This window comes from Pedobacter jejuensis, from assembly GCF_003725795.1.
Classification (GTDB): Bacteria; Bacteroidota; Bacteroidia; order Sphingobacteriales; family Sphingobacteriaceae; genus Pedobacter; species Pedobacter jejuensis.
In genome coordinates this window covers 300099-316667 of sequence record NZ_RBEE01000043.1, presented here as the reverse complement: position 1 = coordinate 316667, position 16569 = coordinate 300099, and the positions used below count along the sequence as shown (strand labels likewise).

Annotated in this window: 16 protein-coding genes; all 16 read left to right on the top strand. The window is 37.7% G+C overall.

The window, feature by feature from the left end; translation table 11 throughout:
- Positions 1-210, top strand: a 210-nt coding sequence (locus D7004_RS17975; RefSeq protein WP_167459534.1) for an ATP-binding protein, incomplete at its 5' end; no start/stop codon positions are given.
- A 354-nt stretch (positions 211-564) separates the two neighbouring features.
- A complete protein-coding gene (locus D7004_RS17970; protein ID WP_123207202.1) occupies positions 565-1209 on the top strand; it encodes a hypothetical protein in 645 nt (214 codons plus the stop codon).
- Positions 1210-1234: 25 nt separating this feature from the next.
- A complete protein-coding gene (locus tag D7004_RS17965) occupies positions 1235-1831 on the top strand; it encodes a hypothetical protein (RefSeq protein ID WP_123207201.1) in 597 nt (198 codons plus the stop codon).
- Positions 1832-1834: 3 nt separating this feature from the next.
- A complete protein-coding gene (locus tag D7004_RS17960; RefSeq protein WP_123207200.1) occupies positions 1835-2923 on the top strand; it encodes a major capsid protein in 1089 nt (362 codons plus the stop codon).
- Between the two features lie 3 nt (positions 2924-2926).
- Positions 2927-3508 (top strand): hypothetical protein, encoded by a 582-nt coding sequence (locus D7004_RS17955; RefSeq protein ID WP_123207199.1) that lies wholly within the window; start codon positions 2927-2929, stop codon positions 3506-3508.
- Position 3509: 1 nt separating this feature from the next.
- Positions 3510-3827 carry a DUF6706 family protein gene (locus tag D7004_RS17950; protein WP_123207198.1) on the top strand — a complete coding sequence of 106 codons (318 nt, stop codon included), beginning with the start codon at positions 3510-3512 and terminating at the stop codon, positions 3825-3827.
- Entirely contained in the window at positions 3821-4162 is a 342-nt protein-coding gene (locus D7004_RS17945; RefSeq protein WP_123207197.1) for a hypothetical protein, read from the top strand. The genes D7004_RS17950 and D7004_RS17945 overlap by 7 nt, the downstream gene beginning before the upstream one ends.
- Complete coding sequence (locus tag D7004_RS17940; RefSeq protein ID WP_123207196.1) at positions 4153-4599, top strand: hypothetical protein; 447 nt, start codon at positions 4153-4155, stop codon at positions 4597-4599. Before D7004_RS17945 ends, D7004_RS17940 begins: the two co-directional genes overlap by 10 nt.
- Positions 4592-5008, top strand: coding sequence for a hypothetical protein (locus tag D7004_RS17935; protein ID WP_148042835.1), 417 nt, complete (start codon positions 4592-4594; stop codon positions 5006-5008). The genes D7004_RS17940 and D7004_RS17935 overlap by 8 nt, the downstream gene beginning before the upstream one ends.
- Before the next feature lie 11 nt (positions 5009-5019).
- Complete coding sequence (locus D7004_RS17930) at positions 5020-5544, top strand: hypothetical protein (RefSeq protein WP_123207194.1); 525 nt, start codon at positions 5020-5022, stop codon at positions 5542-5544.
- A 41-nt stretch (positions 5545-5585) separates the two neighbouring features.
- Entirely contained in the window at positions 5586-6092 is a 507-nt protein-coding gene (locus tag D7004_RS17925) for a hypothetical protein (protein WP_123207193.1), read from the top strand.
- 182 nt (positions 6093-6274) lie between these two features.
- The gene (locus D7004_RS17920) at positions 6275-10381 is read left to right on the top strand and encodes a tape measure protein (RefSeq protein ID WP_123207192.1); all 4107 of its coding nucleotides are present in this window, start codon (positions 6275-6277) and stop codon (positions 10379-10381) included.
- The gene (locus tag D7004_RS17915) at positions 10381-11292 is read left to right on the top strand and encodes a hypothetical protein (RefSeq protein ID WP_123207191.1); all 912 of its coding nucleotides are present in this window, start codon (positions 10381-10383) and stop codon (positions 11290-11292) included. Before D7004_RS17920 ends, D7004_RS17915 begins: the two co-directional genes overlap by 1 nt.
- On the top strand, positions 11289-11627 hold the full coding sequence (locus tag D7004_RS17910) for a hypothetical protein (protein WP_123207190.1): 339 nt from the start codon (positions 11289-11291) through the stop codon (positions 11625-11627). Before D7004_RS17915 ends, D7004_RS17910 begins: the two co-directional genes overlap by 4 nt.
- Positions 11624-11755 carry a hypothetical protein gene (locus D7004_RS21175; protein WP_279634781.1) on the top strand — a complete coding sequence of 44 codons (132 nt, stop codon included), beginning with the start codon at positions 11624-11626 and terminating at the stop codon, positions 11753-11755. Before D7004_RS17910 ends, D7004_RS21175 begins: the two co-directional genes overlap by 4 nt.
- 3 nt (positions 11756-11758) lie before the next feature.
- Positions 11759-16567 (top strand): phage tail protein, encoded by a 4809-nt coding sequence (locus tag D7004_RS17905; RefSeq protein ID WP_123207189.1) that lies wholly within the window; start codon positions 11759-11761, stop codon positions 16565-16567.
- Positions 16568-16569: the final 2 nt, after the last annotated feature.

Sequence of the window (16569 nt, the reverse complement as noted above, 5' to 3'; positions counted from 1 at the left end):
TCTTTACTGGAATTGATTGAAGATAGGAACCAGAAGCGTTCAACAATAGTTAAATCACAAATACCAGTGAAGGAATGGTATGATATAATTGGTGAGAAAACAATAGCAGATGCGGTTCTTGATCGTATCGTTCATCACTCAATAAGAGTTGAATTATTTGGTGAATCTATGAGAAGGAGAAACTCTAAGATTGAAAACGTATTTTTGTAAAATAACAGTTGTTAAACAGGACTTAAAAGATCGATTCTAAAAAGCCTTTTTCCACAACAACTTCTGCTTTTTTCAAGCAACAACTCTGGGGGTCAATTTAAAATTGGCGAAAGGGGGTCAAATTTATTGGTATATGCATATGATGATATTAAATCAGAATTCCTTGCAAAAGCTCATATTAAACTGCAGTCATACAACTACCTGTTATCCGATGATGTAATTTTCAGCCTTCATAAATCACGATAACACAGCCAAAGTATTTACACTTTGGCTATACATAACCACCTGTTTAACGATTTCATTAACATGCGTATCTAATTTAGAGGCTCGAAATAAAACCACTAAAATTCCGGCATGTTTAGAAAACAAATCCTTGCACAACTGAGAAAAGCAAATCCAGGGGTGCCAGAAGCAATCTTGGGACTTATAGCTGATAAAATAGCTAAGAAAGTAACAGCAGAAGACCAAATCGAGGGCGAAATTCAAGAACTCGAAGACGGACCAATATCCATTAAAGAATATGCAGACTTCGTACAAAAAACTGGGGACAAACGAGTTCAGGATGCTTTAGCTAAAGCAAAGAAAGGTTTGTCAACTGAAGAAGAAGAAGTTGAAACACCCGCTGGTCCAAAAGCTGGCGATGAGGTTCCTGCATGGGCTCAGTCATTAATAACTGAAGTAAAGTCATTAAGAGCAGAAAAAACTGCTACATCTATCAAGTCAAAGCTTTCCGAAGCGGTGGGTAAAGATGTTCCAGAAGCTTTTTACAATCTTGTTCAGTTACCAGACAATGAAGAAAAGGTTCAAGAATTAGCGGAGAAGATTCAAGAGAATTGGAAAACGCTTAATCCAGGTCAACAAACAAATAACAGAGGATTAAGAAATTTCAAGGCTCCAATAAGTGGAGTTACTGAAACTCAAGATGAAGGAAAAGTAGATGATTCAATTCTTGCTTATACAAAGCAAAAAGTTGAAGCTGCTGGTGGTATCGCTAAATAATTTTTAATTAAAACAAGCTTTACAAATGGATGGTGGATTAGGTTACACTCGAAAATTTGGAACATCGGATAGACCAGTGTTTCAAGGCTACGGTAAGGATATTCAATTAGTTCAGGGAGGTTTTGGTTTAGATATTACCGGCTTAGTTGTCGGTTCTTATATCCCAAAAGGTACTCCAATGATCTATGATGAAGCTACCAGATTAGCCAAGCCATTAGCCGTAGCAGAAATTTATGAAAATGCTGCCGCTAATGCAACAACTTACAAAATCAAAAAGGGAAGTCGATTATTAGTCGGCAGTAACTTCTCGGCAGTTCCTGGAGGTGCAGCTTACCCAATCACAGCTATTAATACAACCAATTCTGGTTATGACAGTGTAACTGTTGGAACTACTATTGGTGCTTTGAATGCCAATGATTTCGTATATGGTTCATCAGCTACTGGTGCAAATAGTGGGTCCTTTGGTGGAGTTAACGGTTTGTTATATGACGATGTAAAAGTCGAATCTGGCAAAAGTGTTAGCATCGTAATCCGCGGAACTGTCTATGCCCGTCGTGTTCCTTATTCTGCTGGCTTAGCAGCTGCATTACCGGACACAATTATTTACTCTCAATCACGCTAATAGATGATCGTAGATTCAATTTTTGGGGACCTTGCCAGGCCGGCAAATATCCAAGGCGTTTTAGATGGACAACTTCCATTATTATTCGCCAAATCAAAATGGAGACAATATCTTGATTGGGGTTTACCTCAAACAGATTTAACCTTTGAGTCAATCATCGGACGTTCTCGAATCGAAGCTGCTGCTTCAATTGTCGATCCTGATGCACCTGCTCCATTCAGAAGCAGAGGTAAACTGGAATCATTGAAAGGAAAAATTCCTACAATGAAGGAAGCTTTTCGCCTTAATCAATCTGATTACAGAAAATTAAAGGCAATGCAAAATCTTCCAATCAGTGATGAAGCAATTAAGCAATTGCTTATCAAACGTTTGGATGACGATGTTACCAATGCTGGTATCTCTACAGATTACCGTATTGATATTATGTTTTATCAAGGTATTTCTACTTTCACTATTGATGCGGGTATCATCAACAACCCTGACGGTGCAAATTTAGGTACCATTCCATTGTTGAATGAGCCTTATCAAAAACGCGGTGTTATTAAGTCTTGGGATCATGTAGATAACAATGCTGATATTTTTAAAGATATCGAAGACACCGTTGCATTTGCTGCATCTAAAGGTCGTAAATTCAAAGAAATTTGGATTGATAATGAGAAGTGGTTAAAGATTAAGAAGAACACTACAGTTTCTACAACGCTTGGTTCATTTTTTAGACAGACCAGAGATGTTTCAGCTACGCTTTCAACTGTAAACGAATATATGGTTGAAAACGGTCTTCCTCCATTCGTTTTGATTAACGAACGTAGAAACGTTGAGATTGATGGGCTTGATACTATCATCAACCCTTTCGAGAAAAACAATGTTGTTTTCATTCCAGATGGTAAGTTAGGTATTGTTCACAATGCTATTGCTATTGAAGAATGGGAGCCAATCGACGGTATCAATTATGCTAAGTATGATCGTGCTCTTATCTCTAAATGGAGAGAGAACAATCCTTGGCAAGAATTCACCGGTGTTGAATTAAATGCATTCCCTGCTCTTGAAGCTATCGATGGTATTTACATTCAGGAAACCACAACTTTAGCTTAAGCAATGAAGTTACACCTCGCAACATTAAAGTCGGCCGTAGTAAAATACGGCCCTCTTTACGGAACAATGCCCGAAACAGCATTGAAAGCAGAAATTGCTAAGGATGAAAAAAACTTTACCGAAGAAGAAATCAGTGAAGTTTTTGAGGCGATAAAACCAGATGATTCAAACCCTGGCCAAAGCAATACTACTGCTACAACTTCAACTCAGTCAACTGAGGGTGTATTATTAATTTCTGAAGAACCAGAGTGGGTTCAAAAAGTAATTGATTCTTATAACGAGGCTAAAGCATCCAATAACAAATTACTTGAATCGAATGAGCAAGTTCTTTCTGGTATCGAAAACTTTAGAACTGCAGCTAATGATTTGATTAAAGGTATCTCGGCTAATGGTGTTAAATCTGAAAAAGGTGAGGTTCCAAAAGCTATTTTAACTTTTAATCCTGAAGCCAAGTATGTAGCAACTGGCCCAATTAAGCATCCTCATGATATTGAGAAGCTAATTAAAAAAGGTGATAACGTTACCAAGTTAGGCGAAGCATTCATCACTGACATGTTAGCCCGCGGTGGTGTAGAAGAAGCATAGAATGACAAATTTAGAAGCGATTAAAAGCGTTATAAACTTTACATTACCAACAAATACATGGTTGAAAGTTCTGATCGATGCTGACTTAAGTCCTACATCAGATTACAACCTAACAAACGAAAGAGGGATAGATTTATGTGCTGCATCGCTTCTATTTGTAATTCTAACAAGCCCAGATATAAAGGAAGGTGATTACGCTCAAACACTACCATCAAGGGATACGCTTTTAAAGATGTATTCCTTTTTGGTTGGTAGATGGAACGAACCGGATTTATTTGCTACTGGCCAGCCTAAAGTTACGGGAGTATCACCATGGTAGATTTTGGAAGATTCCCTCATACGCTAAAAACCAAACTTGTCATTGGAGCTGTTGAACCAGCCAAAGATGAAAATGGAGACTGGGTACCGGGCAATTCGACAATAAGTGATTTAGAGTTAGAATGTAGAGCTGTTCCGAATGGGACCGGCAAACCATTACCAGGAGTGGATGGTGATAAAGTAATCTTTAATTATCTGGTTTATTTACCTGCAGAGATTGTAGATATACCTGAGAAAACTATTGTTGAGTTCGTTTACAAGGGTAAAGTTTTCTATAAAGGTCCGGTGTTGAGGTTTTTTGGTGCTGGCAGATTGAATACGCGGTTATGGGTATAACTCCAAAATTCACAAAGCAAGACATAAAAAACGCTATCAAAAAAAAGGTTGATGCATACCATAGAGCAGTTGAAGCAAGATTAAAATTCACAGGGGAAACATTTCTAAGGATTGCCCGGGAAGATGGAGCTTACTCTGATAGAACTGGAAACTTAAGAAGTTCTCTATTTTTTAAAGTGCTTTACAATGGTAAAGTTTTATCTGATGGATTTGAAGCAGCTACTGGCGGTGATGAAGGACTAAAAGAAGCTAAAAAAATAGCTAACAAGATAGCCAGAGATTATCCCAAAGGATTTGCACTTGTATGTGGAGCGGGAATGAACTATGCAGCAGCTGTTGAAAGTATTGGTAAGGACGTAATCACAGGAAGCAGTCAGAAGATTGAAAAACTATTAAAATCCGCATTAGAACGGATAAACGGAAAAGTAAGTGGCTAAGTTAATCGCAATTGTTGTACTGGAAATCTATTATAAGCTGCTTATGGCGGCAGGGGTTTTACCTGATGTTTTCAAAGGCAAAAAACCAGATGATTTTGTAGGGGAATGTATAGTTATTAATGCTTTGCCGATTACTAAGGACCAATTACAAGTTTGTAGAGTTAACGTGAACATCTATGTACCGAATCTTGAACAGGATAGATTAGTCGAAGGTGAAATAAAAAAAGACAGAAGTCAACCGAATTTTCCACGACTGAAAGAGCTCACTATCCAGGTTGATGATTTATTTGAGGATTACGACACAGATGAATATAGCATTAGAGTTGAGGATGAATACATGATTGAAAATGATGGGTTCGCTGAGCACTACAACAACATAAGAACAGTATTTAGAAATATTAACATTTAATATCAAACACAATGGCAAAGTCATTAAAAGGTTATAAAGCATTTCGTATTGGCGCAATTGCAGTTGATGGCGGAATGGGTCAGGCGCTCACTGCTTTAGGTACAACCGTTAAAGGTTCTACAACAGCAACAACTTCTGAAGCAACTACTCAGGATTTTAACATCGAAGAGCAGTCTCAAGCATTTGAATCCGTAGTTACGGAAGAACCTCAATTATCGGGAGTGTTAGAATGCTATGATGTACACCCTGATACAGCAATTAAGGTTGCTGGAGGTACAAGCACATCTGTTGGAACTGGTTCTGCTAAGAAAAAATTATATACTCCACCAGCAGTGTATAATCCAATCGAAGTATCAGGAGAAATTGAAAGTAAAAACGGTGCAATTTTAGGAGTTGTTAGAATGCAGCTTTTGCCTGTTTGGCAATTCAATTTCCAGGATAGTGAGCTTGGAAAATTAATAATTAACTGGAAAGCTTTGGCTCCATCGAAAGTGGATACAGCTGCTTGGACATTATCTGTACCAGATCCAGCCTAAAAACTTAGCCCTGCATTATTTGCGGGGCTTAATTTATTCTTATGACTGAAAAACAAATTTTAAAAGCGACAGCAGATGTTGTTTTAAATAAAGTCATCGAGATTCAGGTAGATATCATCAAGCCAACATTTTTCCAAAAGATTAAAAAACAGACTGAAGTTAAATTCAAAGTAAGGCGGGCTTCATTAAGTACGCTTGTTTTTTTTTCAGATAACATGTTGGACTTAGAATCTGAAACAGAGAAGGGACAAATAAAAGGTATATCAGAGCAGATAAAATCAATCTGTGTCGATGCAAAAACAGCTGTAAAACTTATTGCTATCCTATTGCTGAATACAGATGAAGAGCCTGATAGTAGTATTCAAACCTTTTTATTAAAAAACCTGGACACACTCGATTTCTACGGACTACTAATGCGATTGATTGAGCATAGTAGATTAGAAAATTTTTTGAATTCTATCATCTTACTAAAAGGGATGAGCCTACTGAAGACGGAGGAGATGATAGCCTTCGAAAACAATGTATCTATGACGCGATTGGAGGATTAATCAAATACTATCCTTCATTCACATGGGATTTTTGCTTGAATGGTACCAGCTGGGCCAATTTAAAAATGATGATGGCAGTAATTCCATCGAGCAAGAAGTACAGCAAAAGTGATGACCATCCTGATGATCATCAAAGTAATATATCAGAAACACAAAACAGTTTAGAAAAAGCAGGTTTTTAAATGGCGGTTCGAGTAGTTGATGGAGCATTAGGTTTTGCGGCCACTATCGATGATAGTGAGATTGACCGTGTAGCGGCTCGGATTGAATCCCGTATTTCCGGTTTATCTAAAAAGATTAAACAAGAGGGCGATTCATTAGAGCAATGGGCTAAAAGTGCTGCAAGTCTTGCCGCCGGTTATGCTTCTTTCTCTGCTGGAAAAGATTTAATATCAAATATCATTAAGGTCAGAGGCGAATTCCAACAATTGGAAATCGCTTTTACCACAATGCTTAAAAGCAAGGACCAGGCTGACAGGTTAATGGCTCAGGCTGTTAAGCTTGCCGCAACAACGCCTTTTGGTTTACAAGATGTTGCTTCAGGAGCTAAACAACTTTTAGCATACGGTACGGCTGCTGATGATATCGTTCCAACACTAACAATGCTTGGTAACGTAGCCAGTGGTGTTAGTGCTCCACTAAATGATATCGTTTATCTATATGGCACACTCCGAACTCAAGGAAGAGCTTATTCAAAAGACATCCAACAATTTACCGGACGAGGTATTCCAATCATAAAAGAACTTGCAGCACAATTTAAAGTTGCTGAAAGTGATGTGATGGGATTAGTGGAAGCTGGAAAAGTAGGATTTCCGGAAGTTGAAAAAGCTTTCCAATCTATGACATCATCATCAGGATTATTCTTTAACCTGATGGCCGAGCAATCAAAATCTCTTACCGGTCAATTATTAAATCTGGAAGACGGTTTTGATGGGATGCTTAATGCTATCGGAAAGAGTAATGAAGGCATATTAAATTCAGGTATTGCAGGATTGAACGTATTAGTTCAAAACTATGAGAAGGTTCTTGGAGTAATAGAATTACTTGTAGTCGTTTATGGTTCTTACAGAGCAGCTTTGGTACTTGAAGCCGCATTGGCTCAAATATCTGCTGCAAGAACTGTAGGTATGACCACTGCTGAATTATTACACCTTGGTGCAATAACTGCAAAAACAGCTGCATTGAGGCTGATGAATTCAGTTATGGCGGCATCGCCTGTATTAGCTTACACAGCGCTGATCACTGCATTAACGGTAGCGATATACGCATTAACTCAAACAACCAGTGCTTCATCTGCTGCCAAAAAAGCTTTAAGTACTATTGAAGGTGATTATGCCGGCAAGTTAGCTGAGCAAAAATTAAATATCGAGGAATTACTTAAGGTTGGTAAGGATAGGAATAGTTCTGAACAGGAAAGAATTTCTGCAATTAAAAAGCTTAACGAGCTAAACCCTGAATTTTTAGGTGGGTTAAATTCTCAAAACGTTTTCACCAAAGAAGGAACTAAGGCCATTCAGGAATACCTTGTTTGGCTCGACAATAAATTACAAGGTGAAGCTGCTTATGCCGTAAAAGCGGAAGCAGTAAAACGTATTGCTGAAAGAAATGCTAAAGCTGCTACCGACCCAACAGATAAAGGACTTGATTTTACCACCAGGTTAGGTTATTCATTAAAAAACTTCTTTACCGGCAGATTGCTTTCAGCGCAAAACGAATCAACGGATATTGTTAAGCAACTAAATCAGAATGATGAAGCTATTATTGCAGCTGTAGAAAATAAATATAAAGCCCAATTAAAGCAACGGGTTACTGGCGGAGCTAAACCTGACATCACAACTCCTACCGCAACCGTTAAGAATAAAGCATTCTACGATAAAATTATCAAGGAAAATACTGAGGATTTAGAAGCATTAGACAAAGCGGATAAGGATTTTAATGCAAAAGCAGCTCCATTGAAGAAAAGGATTCAGGATGCTAAACTTGCATTGTTAGCTTTTGACCCTGATGGTAAAGCTGCTGCAAAAGAGAATAAGGAATTCGAGAAATGGGGAGAGAGAAAGCTTGAATTGTTGGGTAAAATATCCGATGCTTATCAGGCTGCTGTATCTGCTCAAAAATCTCAATCAGAACAAGAAATTGATTCGAATAAAGCTAAATATAAATCTTTAAGGGATGAAGTTACCAAGTATAACAGAGAGGCCAAGACAGCAGGTAAGCCAACGTTGGGGGCAGAAGTATTCGGTAGTATCGATAACGCAGAAAGCAAAGAACGTTATGAAATCGTTTACAAGCAACAAACAGCGACAATAATATCAGAACTTGATAAACAGAAAACTGCATATCAGGAATTCGAAGAATATAAATTGAAGTTTGGTGAAGAGAAAGCTAAAGAAAAGTATGCAAACGACATCAACTTAAACAAAACCTATCAACAGGTAGTCGAGGCTCAGTTAGGTAAACTTCTTGTAAAAGATCCTTCGGAAATGACAGCTGTTGAAAAGTCAGCTCTGGAAGCAGTTAAAAAACTTAATGATGAAGCAATAAAAGCTGAATCTGATAAGAATGATGAGCTTTTAATTGAATTCCAGACTTATGCTGATGAGCGTGTAAGGAAACAAGAAAAATATCTTGCTAAAGCTGAGTCATTAAGAAAGCAAGGCAGGTTGGCCGAGGCCCAAGAAGCTATTAATGATGGTATTGAGGATGTAAAAGCTTTAGACGCTACCCAACTAAAGAAAATGAGTTCTTACAAGAATTTATTTGAATATGTTGGAAAACGAACTAAAAATCAAATCCTTGAAGCGATTTCAACATATCAAGCTGATTTAAAGGCTTTCAAAGGTTCTGCTGAAGAGAAAGCCAAGGCTCAAAAAGAACTTAATGATTTAAAGAATTCAATTCAAAATGATAGTGGTAAAGATTTAGAAAACGTAGTTAACCAACTTGAACGTGTTGGAGGTGAGTTTGCCAGCATAAACGATAACATAGGCAACATAGCTACAGTCTTACTTAATGCTGCTCGTTCTTATGTTGAGATACAAAAAGGGATTAAAGACATTAAAGACCCTGAGAAATCCACAACTGAAAAAATTGGAGCGGGTTTAGGAATAGTAGGAGCTGCCATCAGTGTTGCAAATTCAGTATTTGGATATTTCAAAGGTTTGAAAGAAGCAAAAGAGGCTGCTTATAAAGCGATGAATGATTATCAAGCAGCTGCCATAAAAGGAGAACTTGAATATCAAGCCTTACTTCGTAAAAGGGAACAAGATGATGTAAAGCGTGGAAAAAATAGCTATAAAGCTATCGTTGATTCTTTAGAATTACTTAAAAAACAATCTCCTGCATTACAAAAAGCTTATGATAAAATATTCTCTACTATTCAGGGAGAAAGTTTTGTTAGCGGGGTCGGGTACCAACATGGAACCTGGTTAAGGAAGGCGAAGACATGGGATATCATGGCCAGCTTATCCGGTTCCCAGTATGATGACTTAGAAAAACTATATACTCAAGGGAAATTACAAGACCAGGCTAAAGCAGATTTCGAAAGTTTAAAAGCTTTAAAAGAGGAACTGAAAGATGCAGGGATTGAAGTTGAAGAACTTCAGGGCCAACTTAATGAACTACTTACCGGAACATCTGTTGGAGGCTTAGCTGATGGGCTTGCTCAATTATTTGAAAACGGAAAATTTGCTGCAGCTGATTTCGCTGATTCATTCGAGGAGATAATGAGAAAAGCCATTACCAATACTTTTAAATATAAGTTATTGGAAGATGGGCTTCAGCCGTTTTACGATGAGTTTTCGGCATTGTTTACTAAGGGCACTCCAACTAAAGATCAGCTTGAAGCTTTAAAAGCTCAATACATATCATTAGGGCAAAATTTTGCAGATAAATTCAAAGACCTGGAAGCGATTACCGGGATAAGTTTAACGGATTCAGGAACTAAAAGCACGGCAGTCTCCGGATCGATAACGGCAGCGGGGTTAACAGAGAATACTGCAAATATATCATTGGGAATTTGGAGGGGTCAATATGACTTAACAAAAACTTTGGTTAAACAATCCAATGATTCCTACTATGTGCTGGTAATGATTGGAAAGTCTTCAACTGACCTTTATAATCAGTTCGTAGCAAACGTGATTGAATTACAGCAGATAAACGCGAACACTTTAAGGACCGCAAATAATACTGATAGTTTAAGTCAGAAGCTTGATAGAATAATTGCTAATACAAGTAGCCCAAATTCATATCAAAATTTAATAAATGGAGGGGTTAAGCCAGGACCATAATGTATATACTGAACGGAATAAATCTGAACAATATACCTTTCATTGGAGGTAGGCAAGAGAATAGCGATATCGCGTTGTCCGGCTTTTTTGATATGCCTTCGAGATTAGGCAAAACATCTCATGCTTGGGCTATTGAACATGGTATCGAACCTTATGTAAGTGCGGCTGATATCGCTCTTGGTGGTTATGGTGGTAGAAGCTTAAGCCTTACTGGATTTATTAAAGGTTCAAATCAATTAGAATGCAATTCAAGATTTGATGCGTTAACCCTTTTGATTGATGGCATTACAGGTTTAGTTCCTCTGGTTTCAAACTGGGGAACATATATGGTTTATGTGAATGCTCCAGTAGTTGGGGAAAGAGTTGCTCCTGGTTTACTTTCAGTTAAAATTCCGATGCGAGAGCCGGTTGTTGATATGAGCGGAGTAATTCCTGCGAGTACTTCATCTGAATTTGGTATTGATGGAATTTCGTTTACAGCACTGGGCGGGGCCAGTTTGAAGTTAGCAGGTGATAGATGGACCAGAACAGCACCAAAGAGCCAGACGGTAACCGTATTCGGCAAAGAAGTAGCAGTAATAACCAAAAAACAGGAAGCTGAACTTATCCTGTCATTGGGAATTAGAGATTTAACTTTTGAAGGCCTTAAAAATAAAGTTCAAAACCTGATGACATTGTTGAAAGCGCCAGGATTGAGAAATCTGACATATAAGAACGATAAGTTGAGGTCATTTTTTGTGAAAGATGGATTTCAGGCATCTGCAATCTATACAAAGAGAGCCATTAAATTTTGTGTTTTAGAAATCAAGATAATTGAGCCCGGTATCTCAGGAACATTTACATCTATAACTGACGTTTTAGGCCAGTTAATAACGGACAATTCAAATAATACAATAACGATTAGATTATGAGCGTAATTTTTCCAGACGGGGCAACAGCCGTTTCAAATCCCGCTAACACAGACAAAATTCTTGGGGCCAGAACAAGTGATGGTAAAATAATATCAATCGCTTATTCTGTGTTCAGAGCTGGCCTTCAGGCTACTTTAAGTAGTGGAGTGAATATCAAAACTATTAATGGAGAAAGCATTCTTGGTGCAGGTAACATCACCATCTCGGGTGGTGGAGGTGGTAGCCCCACAACCAGGTTCTTGATGTTTACAACCTTGCTGGTGGAAAAGCAAATTTCGACAACAATCTTGGCGCAGACTTATACACGCCCTCAAATAAAGGTATTTCTGATATGATTAATTACAACTACGATAAGCAAGTTGTAATGGGAAAAAACAATAAATACTTTCCAAACTGGCAAGATGCCGTTACTGACTTAATTTCCTTCAAATCTAAATTCCCTGGTATAGGAGCATCACTTTAATTTATGAATAACACGCTGGACATATATAGACAAGGTTCTGTAATTGCAACCATTGATATTGATGAAAATACAGTATTCAATGGTAAGTTACCGGGTACGGAATTAATTTCCTGCCCGATAACCAGCGTGCAGATTTTAAATCTTCAGGAAGAAGATTATATAATCCATCGCGGAGCTGCTTATAAAATTAGAATTTTACCAGATATTGATAAGGACAGCGAAAGCCTTGCAAGCTCATACAGGATTAACTTCTTAGCCCGGTTCTATGATTTACTCGATACTTATGTTCAACATTTAGGAGCAAAGCGTTTTTCTTATTATGGAAGTGCATCTGACCATTTGCAAGTTTTAATCGATTCGGCAAATCTAAATGATAATGGTTGGACTATTGGAACAGTTGATGCTACTGCTGAATTAAACCTTGATTATGACTGGACATTCATTAGACCTGCTCTTGACCAGATAGCTCAAGCTTTCGGACTTGAATGGAATGCTAATGGAACTACCATCAATATGGTCGCCACTGTTGGCAATGACACTGGTCTTGTGTTTGAAGTTGGAAGAGGAAAAGGACTTCACCAAATCAGCCGTTCAAGTGATACGAGTAAAGAAAAAATAAACAGAGTTTATGGAATTGGCGGTACTCGTAACATTGACAGTACCTATCGCGGTGGAACGGAGCCTAATTTAGTTTTCGAAGAAAGGTATGTTGAAACTGCTGGCGTAACTAATGGAACTGAAAGAGTTCGTGAGGGAAAATATGAAAACCTTGAGTTGTTTCCAAAATTCGAAGGTGTTGTAAACGGAGTTTCTTTCGTAGCTGATAATACTGGTAAGATTACTTCTGCAACCATTCAAGATCCAAACATCAATTTTGATTTGATGGCTAACTTGCAGGAAGGTGTAAAGCCAAAGGTTTCTTTCTTGACAGGACCAGTTACAGGAATTGATTTTGAAATATCAGGATTTGACTTGGCAACTAAGTCAATCATGTTAATCCCATTTACCGATACTACCGGATATTATTTCCCATCCGCCACAAGTAAACCAGAGCTGGGTGATAAATTTACGCTTATTGATTTAAGAATGCCTTCAGCTTATCAAGCTACATGGGAGGCAAAACTTAAAGCTGAAACGCTAAAATTTTTAAATGAAAATGATAAGCAACGATTGCTTTTCGCTGTTAAGCCAGATGAAAAGCATTTACGTGACAATAATATCCTTTTAAATTGTGGCGATAGAGGAACTGTTTTAGATGATGACTTTAGCGTAAACGAAATATTGCGCTTCACGGAAATAAGTTATCCTTTAGTTAACGAGTTCGACGTTAACGGTGTTATTGGAAATGAAATTGTTTTTGACCAAAGCGTTAAGCAATATGCTGCAGTATTAAATAACATCAAGCAGATAGCACAGATTACTGCTAAAGGGATTATTCAATCAAAAAGATCTGCTCAGGCATTGAGACAATTAGAAGGAAGCATCTTTGATACTGATGGAATGTTTGACTCTTCTAAGCTTAACGTTGGAGTATTAACTGCGGTTCTGGGAATATTCGGTGTACGATCTCAAAACTTTGTATTGAGCAATGTTCGAATGGTTGATAACGTCGGTGGCAATGCGAATGCAATCAGTATCTCAGGAGGACAGTTGATTCATTTAGAATTGTCAAATGCTGGTACTGGTGGTGATACCTGGACGATGACTGAATTAAATCAATCCGGATTAACACCTACAAATCTATATTACATTTATGCAAAGTGCAGTAAGACATCGCAGGTTGGTAGCTGGATTGTTTCAACCGCACAAATCAAACCAGATTATGTACCAGGCTTCTATCATTTCCTTGCCGGCGTTATTTATCCGGTAAATGCTGGATTTAGAGATACTGAATTTACTTATGGAATTACCGACATTACCGGAAACAGAATTAAGACAGGAACTATCGCGGGTCGTAATGGCGCTTTAGAAATTAATCTTGAAACTGGAACCATTAAAGGTGATATTACTTTTGTTGGAAGTTCGTTATCTAACATAAATAACATTCAGAGTACTGCTAATTTAGGCGTTACTAATGCCCAAAATGCTCAAAATTCCGCTAATTCCGCTAATTCCGTTGCTGTTAACGCAGCCAATGCCGCAAGTACTGCTCAAGCATCAGCCAATACAGCTAATAACATACTGGCAAACATTGCTAATGATAATATTTTAGCAGCTTCAGAGAAACCAGATGTTCTTAAAGAGTACAATATAATTGTTTCGGAAAAACCAATTATCATTATCCAGGCTGGACAGTATGTAATAAGTGCGACAGCGTATGATAATAATTATGCTGCCCTAATAAATTACCTTAATCCTTTGCTTTCAGCAATGGGTTCTGATGATGCTATTAATGGTGCAACATTCAGACAATATTTTACTAATTACTATACTGAAAAAGTTTCGTTGTTAAGTGCGATTGCTTTAAAGGCTAAACAATTAGCTGATGCTGCTCAAGCTTCTGCAAATACCGCTATAAATAATGCTCAGGCAGTACAGAATAACCTTTCAGCATTGCAAAATGGATTAGGTGGATTAGCATACGCAAATGCTATACAGCTGGCGCAATTAGGAGATACCATCATACAAGGTGGATATATCAAATCAGTTTTACTTGATGTAAATGCAATTGTAGTGACTGGAGGATTAGCAACCCAAAGCTTTGCGCAAAACGTAGCTGCAAATGCTGGTAGTAATGCTTTAACCAATGCAACTAATTTGGTTAATAGCCTGCAAATTGGGGGGGTTAATCAGTTTAAAAAAACTACACCTTTAGGAGGTGGTAGTCTTATTGCATATCATATTAACGATTCTAACAACCCCGAAAATTTATTCGTTTCAAATGGTTTGTGGGCAGTTGGAAGACCAGATGGGACAGCTGTAACTATAAGATTGTTGTATGTTATTTCAGAGCCTGGATTATATACTGTTTCAGGTTGGATGAGGAGTAACGGATCCCCAAATGTTTCTATTGATATATCCGATATAAACGGATATAACACAGCCTTAGTTAATAACGTTTGGACAAGATTTGAGGCTACTATTAATGTAACTAATTATGATGCTGTAATATACAACTTTTTAGATTTTACCTTTAATCAATATGCTTATTTTTATGTTAAAGACTTAAAAATCGAAAAAGGAAATAAAGCTACGGCATGGTCGCCAAGCCCTGATGATGTTGCAAATAACGCCGCAACACTTGCACAAATTGCACAAAATGCAGCTACTAATTATGCAACCTCACAAAGTGCATACGAAAGGGAAATAGCTAAAAGTTATGCAGATGGAAAAGTAACCGCTGAAGAAGTAGCAAGAATAACCCAGGCGGCAGCAAATTTAGCTGATGCAAAAGCAGACAGCCAAACAAAATTTATAAATGCTGTTAATAATGCAAACGGATATACTGAAGGTAGGATAAACGATGTTGTTCAATATGCAAACGGATATACTGAAGGTAGGATAAACGATGTTGTTCAATATGCAGATAGTGTAGCAACTACAAAAGCAAATGCAGCCCAAACAGCAGCTATCGCTTCAGCTTCATCTTATGCTCAATCTGTTGCTAACACAGCGCAAAGTAATGCTCAAACGGCTGCACAAAATTTAGTCGCTGATTTAAGTATTGGGGCGCAAAATTTATTAAACGATGGGAATTTTGAGCGTGGAACAACAACGCTTGGAAGTGGTTTTGGTTACATTGGGGCGCCTGGATTTATAAGCGGCTTGCCAGGTAGTACAAGATGCTATAATATAGATGGTTCAGGTGATAGGACTGGTAATTTATCACACAATTCAATACCAACTATTCCCGGCCAACAATACACAATATCATGGGATATGATATGGAATATTTCAGGCGCTTCTTTCCAAAGTTCATCTTATTTTGGAAGCGCCGGAGCTTATTATTTTATACCATTTAATCAATATGCAAGAAATGTTTGGACAAGATGTTTTTATACTTTTACAGCACCAGGTAATTATATAGACTTTATAAGATTTGGATTTTATACTCCTACTTATTCATGGCTGCAAGTTGATAACATTAAAGTCGAAAAAGGAAATAAACCTACAGCTTATAGTTTATCAATAGATGATACCCAGGGCGCAATTAATACAGCCCAGGCAGCGGCAAATGCCGCAAACTCTGCTTACGCAACTTTAACCGCAAATCTTAAATCCCTTGCCTATTTAGATGTTGTTGAAGCGGCAAAATTAGGCTCAACGGTTATTACCGGCGGTATGCTATCAAATAATCTTATTGATACCAATTACATACGAACAAATGTAATTAATGCCGGATACATTGAATCCTTAGAAGTTGTTTCAAAATCAATAAGAACCGCAAATCCAGGAACGAAACGTTTTGAAGCAACCCAAACCACAAACAGCGCGATATTATACGATGCTGCAAATAATGCCTTAGTTGAAATAGATGATGATTCGGCAATTGAAAGGGTTCGTATTGATGGTACAATTGAATATGGGGCTGGTATTTCTGTTAAATCAGCTTCAAATCTTAAACGATCTACATTGGGGTCATCTGGCTTAAACGTTTATTATAATGGTGATTCACGGCATACGATAGGAGTTGCCCCGCTGTCTGATTATGGATATGTTAAATTGGATTGTACGGGCGGATTTGAAATAAATGACGGTGGTGGTTTTAGGTCTGGAAAATCGGCAACGGTTCCCTACAAAAACCATGCAGGCGAAAATAAATATATGCTTTTTGTTAGAGGTGTTATGATTGATGAAAATTTTATTCCTTAAAA

Coding starts and splice junctions, on each gene's coding strand:
- D7004_RS17970 (WP_123207202.1), top strand. CDS start 565: ATGTTTAGAAAACAAATCCTTGCACAACTGAGAAAAGCAAATCCAGGG.
- D7004_RS17965 (WP_123207201.1), top strand. CDS start 1,235: ATGGATGGTGGATTAGGTTACACTCGAAAATTTGGAACATCGGATAGA.
- D7004_RS17960 (WP_123207200.1), top strand. CDS start 1,835: ATGATCGTAGATTCAATTTTTGGGGACCTTGCCAGGCCGGCAAATATC.
- D7004_RS17955 (WP_123207199.1), top strand. CDS start 2,927: ATGAAGTTACACCTCGCAACATTAAAGTCGGCCGTAGTAAAATACGGC.
- D7004_RS17950 (WP_123207198.1), top strand. CDS start 3,510: ATGACAAATTTAGAAGCGATTAAAAGCGTTATAAACTTTACATTACCA.
- D7004_RS17945 (WP_123207197.1), top strand. CDS start 3,821: ATGGTAGATTTTGGAAGATTCCCTCATACGCTAAAAACCAAACTTGTC.
- D7004_RS17940 (WP_123207196.1), top strand. CDS start 4,153: ATGGGTATAACTCCAAAATTCACAAAGCAAGACATAAAAAACGCTATC.
- D7004_RS17930 (WP_123207194.1), top strand. CDS start 5,020: ATGGCAAAGTCATTAAAAGGTTATAAAGCATTTCGTATTGGCGCAATT.
- D7004_RS17925 (WP_123207193.1), top strand. CDS start 5,586: ATGACTGAAAAACAAATTTTAAAAGCGACAGCAGATGTTGTTTTAAAT.
- D7004_RS17920 (WP_123207192.1), top strand. CDS start 6,275: ATGGCGGTTCGAGTAGTTGATGGAGCATTAGGTTTTGCGGCCACTATC.
- D7004_RS17915 (WP_123207191.1), top strand. CDS start 10,381: ATGTATATACTGAACGGAATAAATCTGAACAATATACCTTTCATTGGA.
- D7004_RS17910 (WP_123207190.1), top strand. CDS start 11,289: ATGAGCGTAATTTTTCCAGACGGGGCAACAGCCGTTTCAAATCCCGCT.
- D7004_RS21175 (WP_279634781.1), top strand. CDS start 11,624: ATGATTAATTACAACTACGATAAGCAAGTTGTAATGGGAAAAAACAAT.
- D7004_RS17905 (WP_123207189.1), top strand. CDS start 11,759: ATGAATAACACGCTGGACATATATAGACAAGGTTCTGTAATTGCAACC.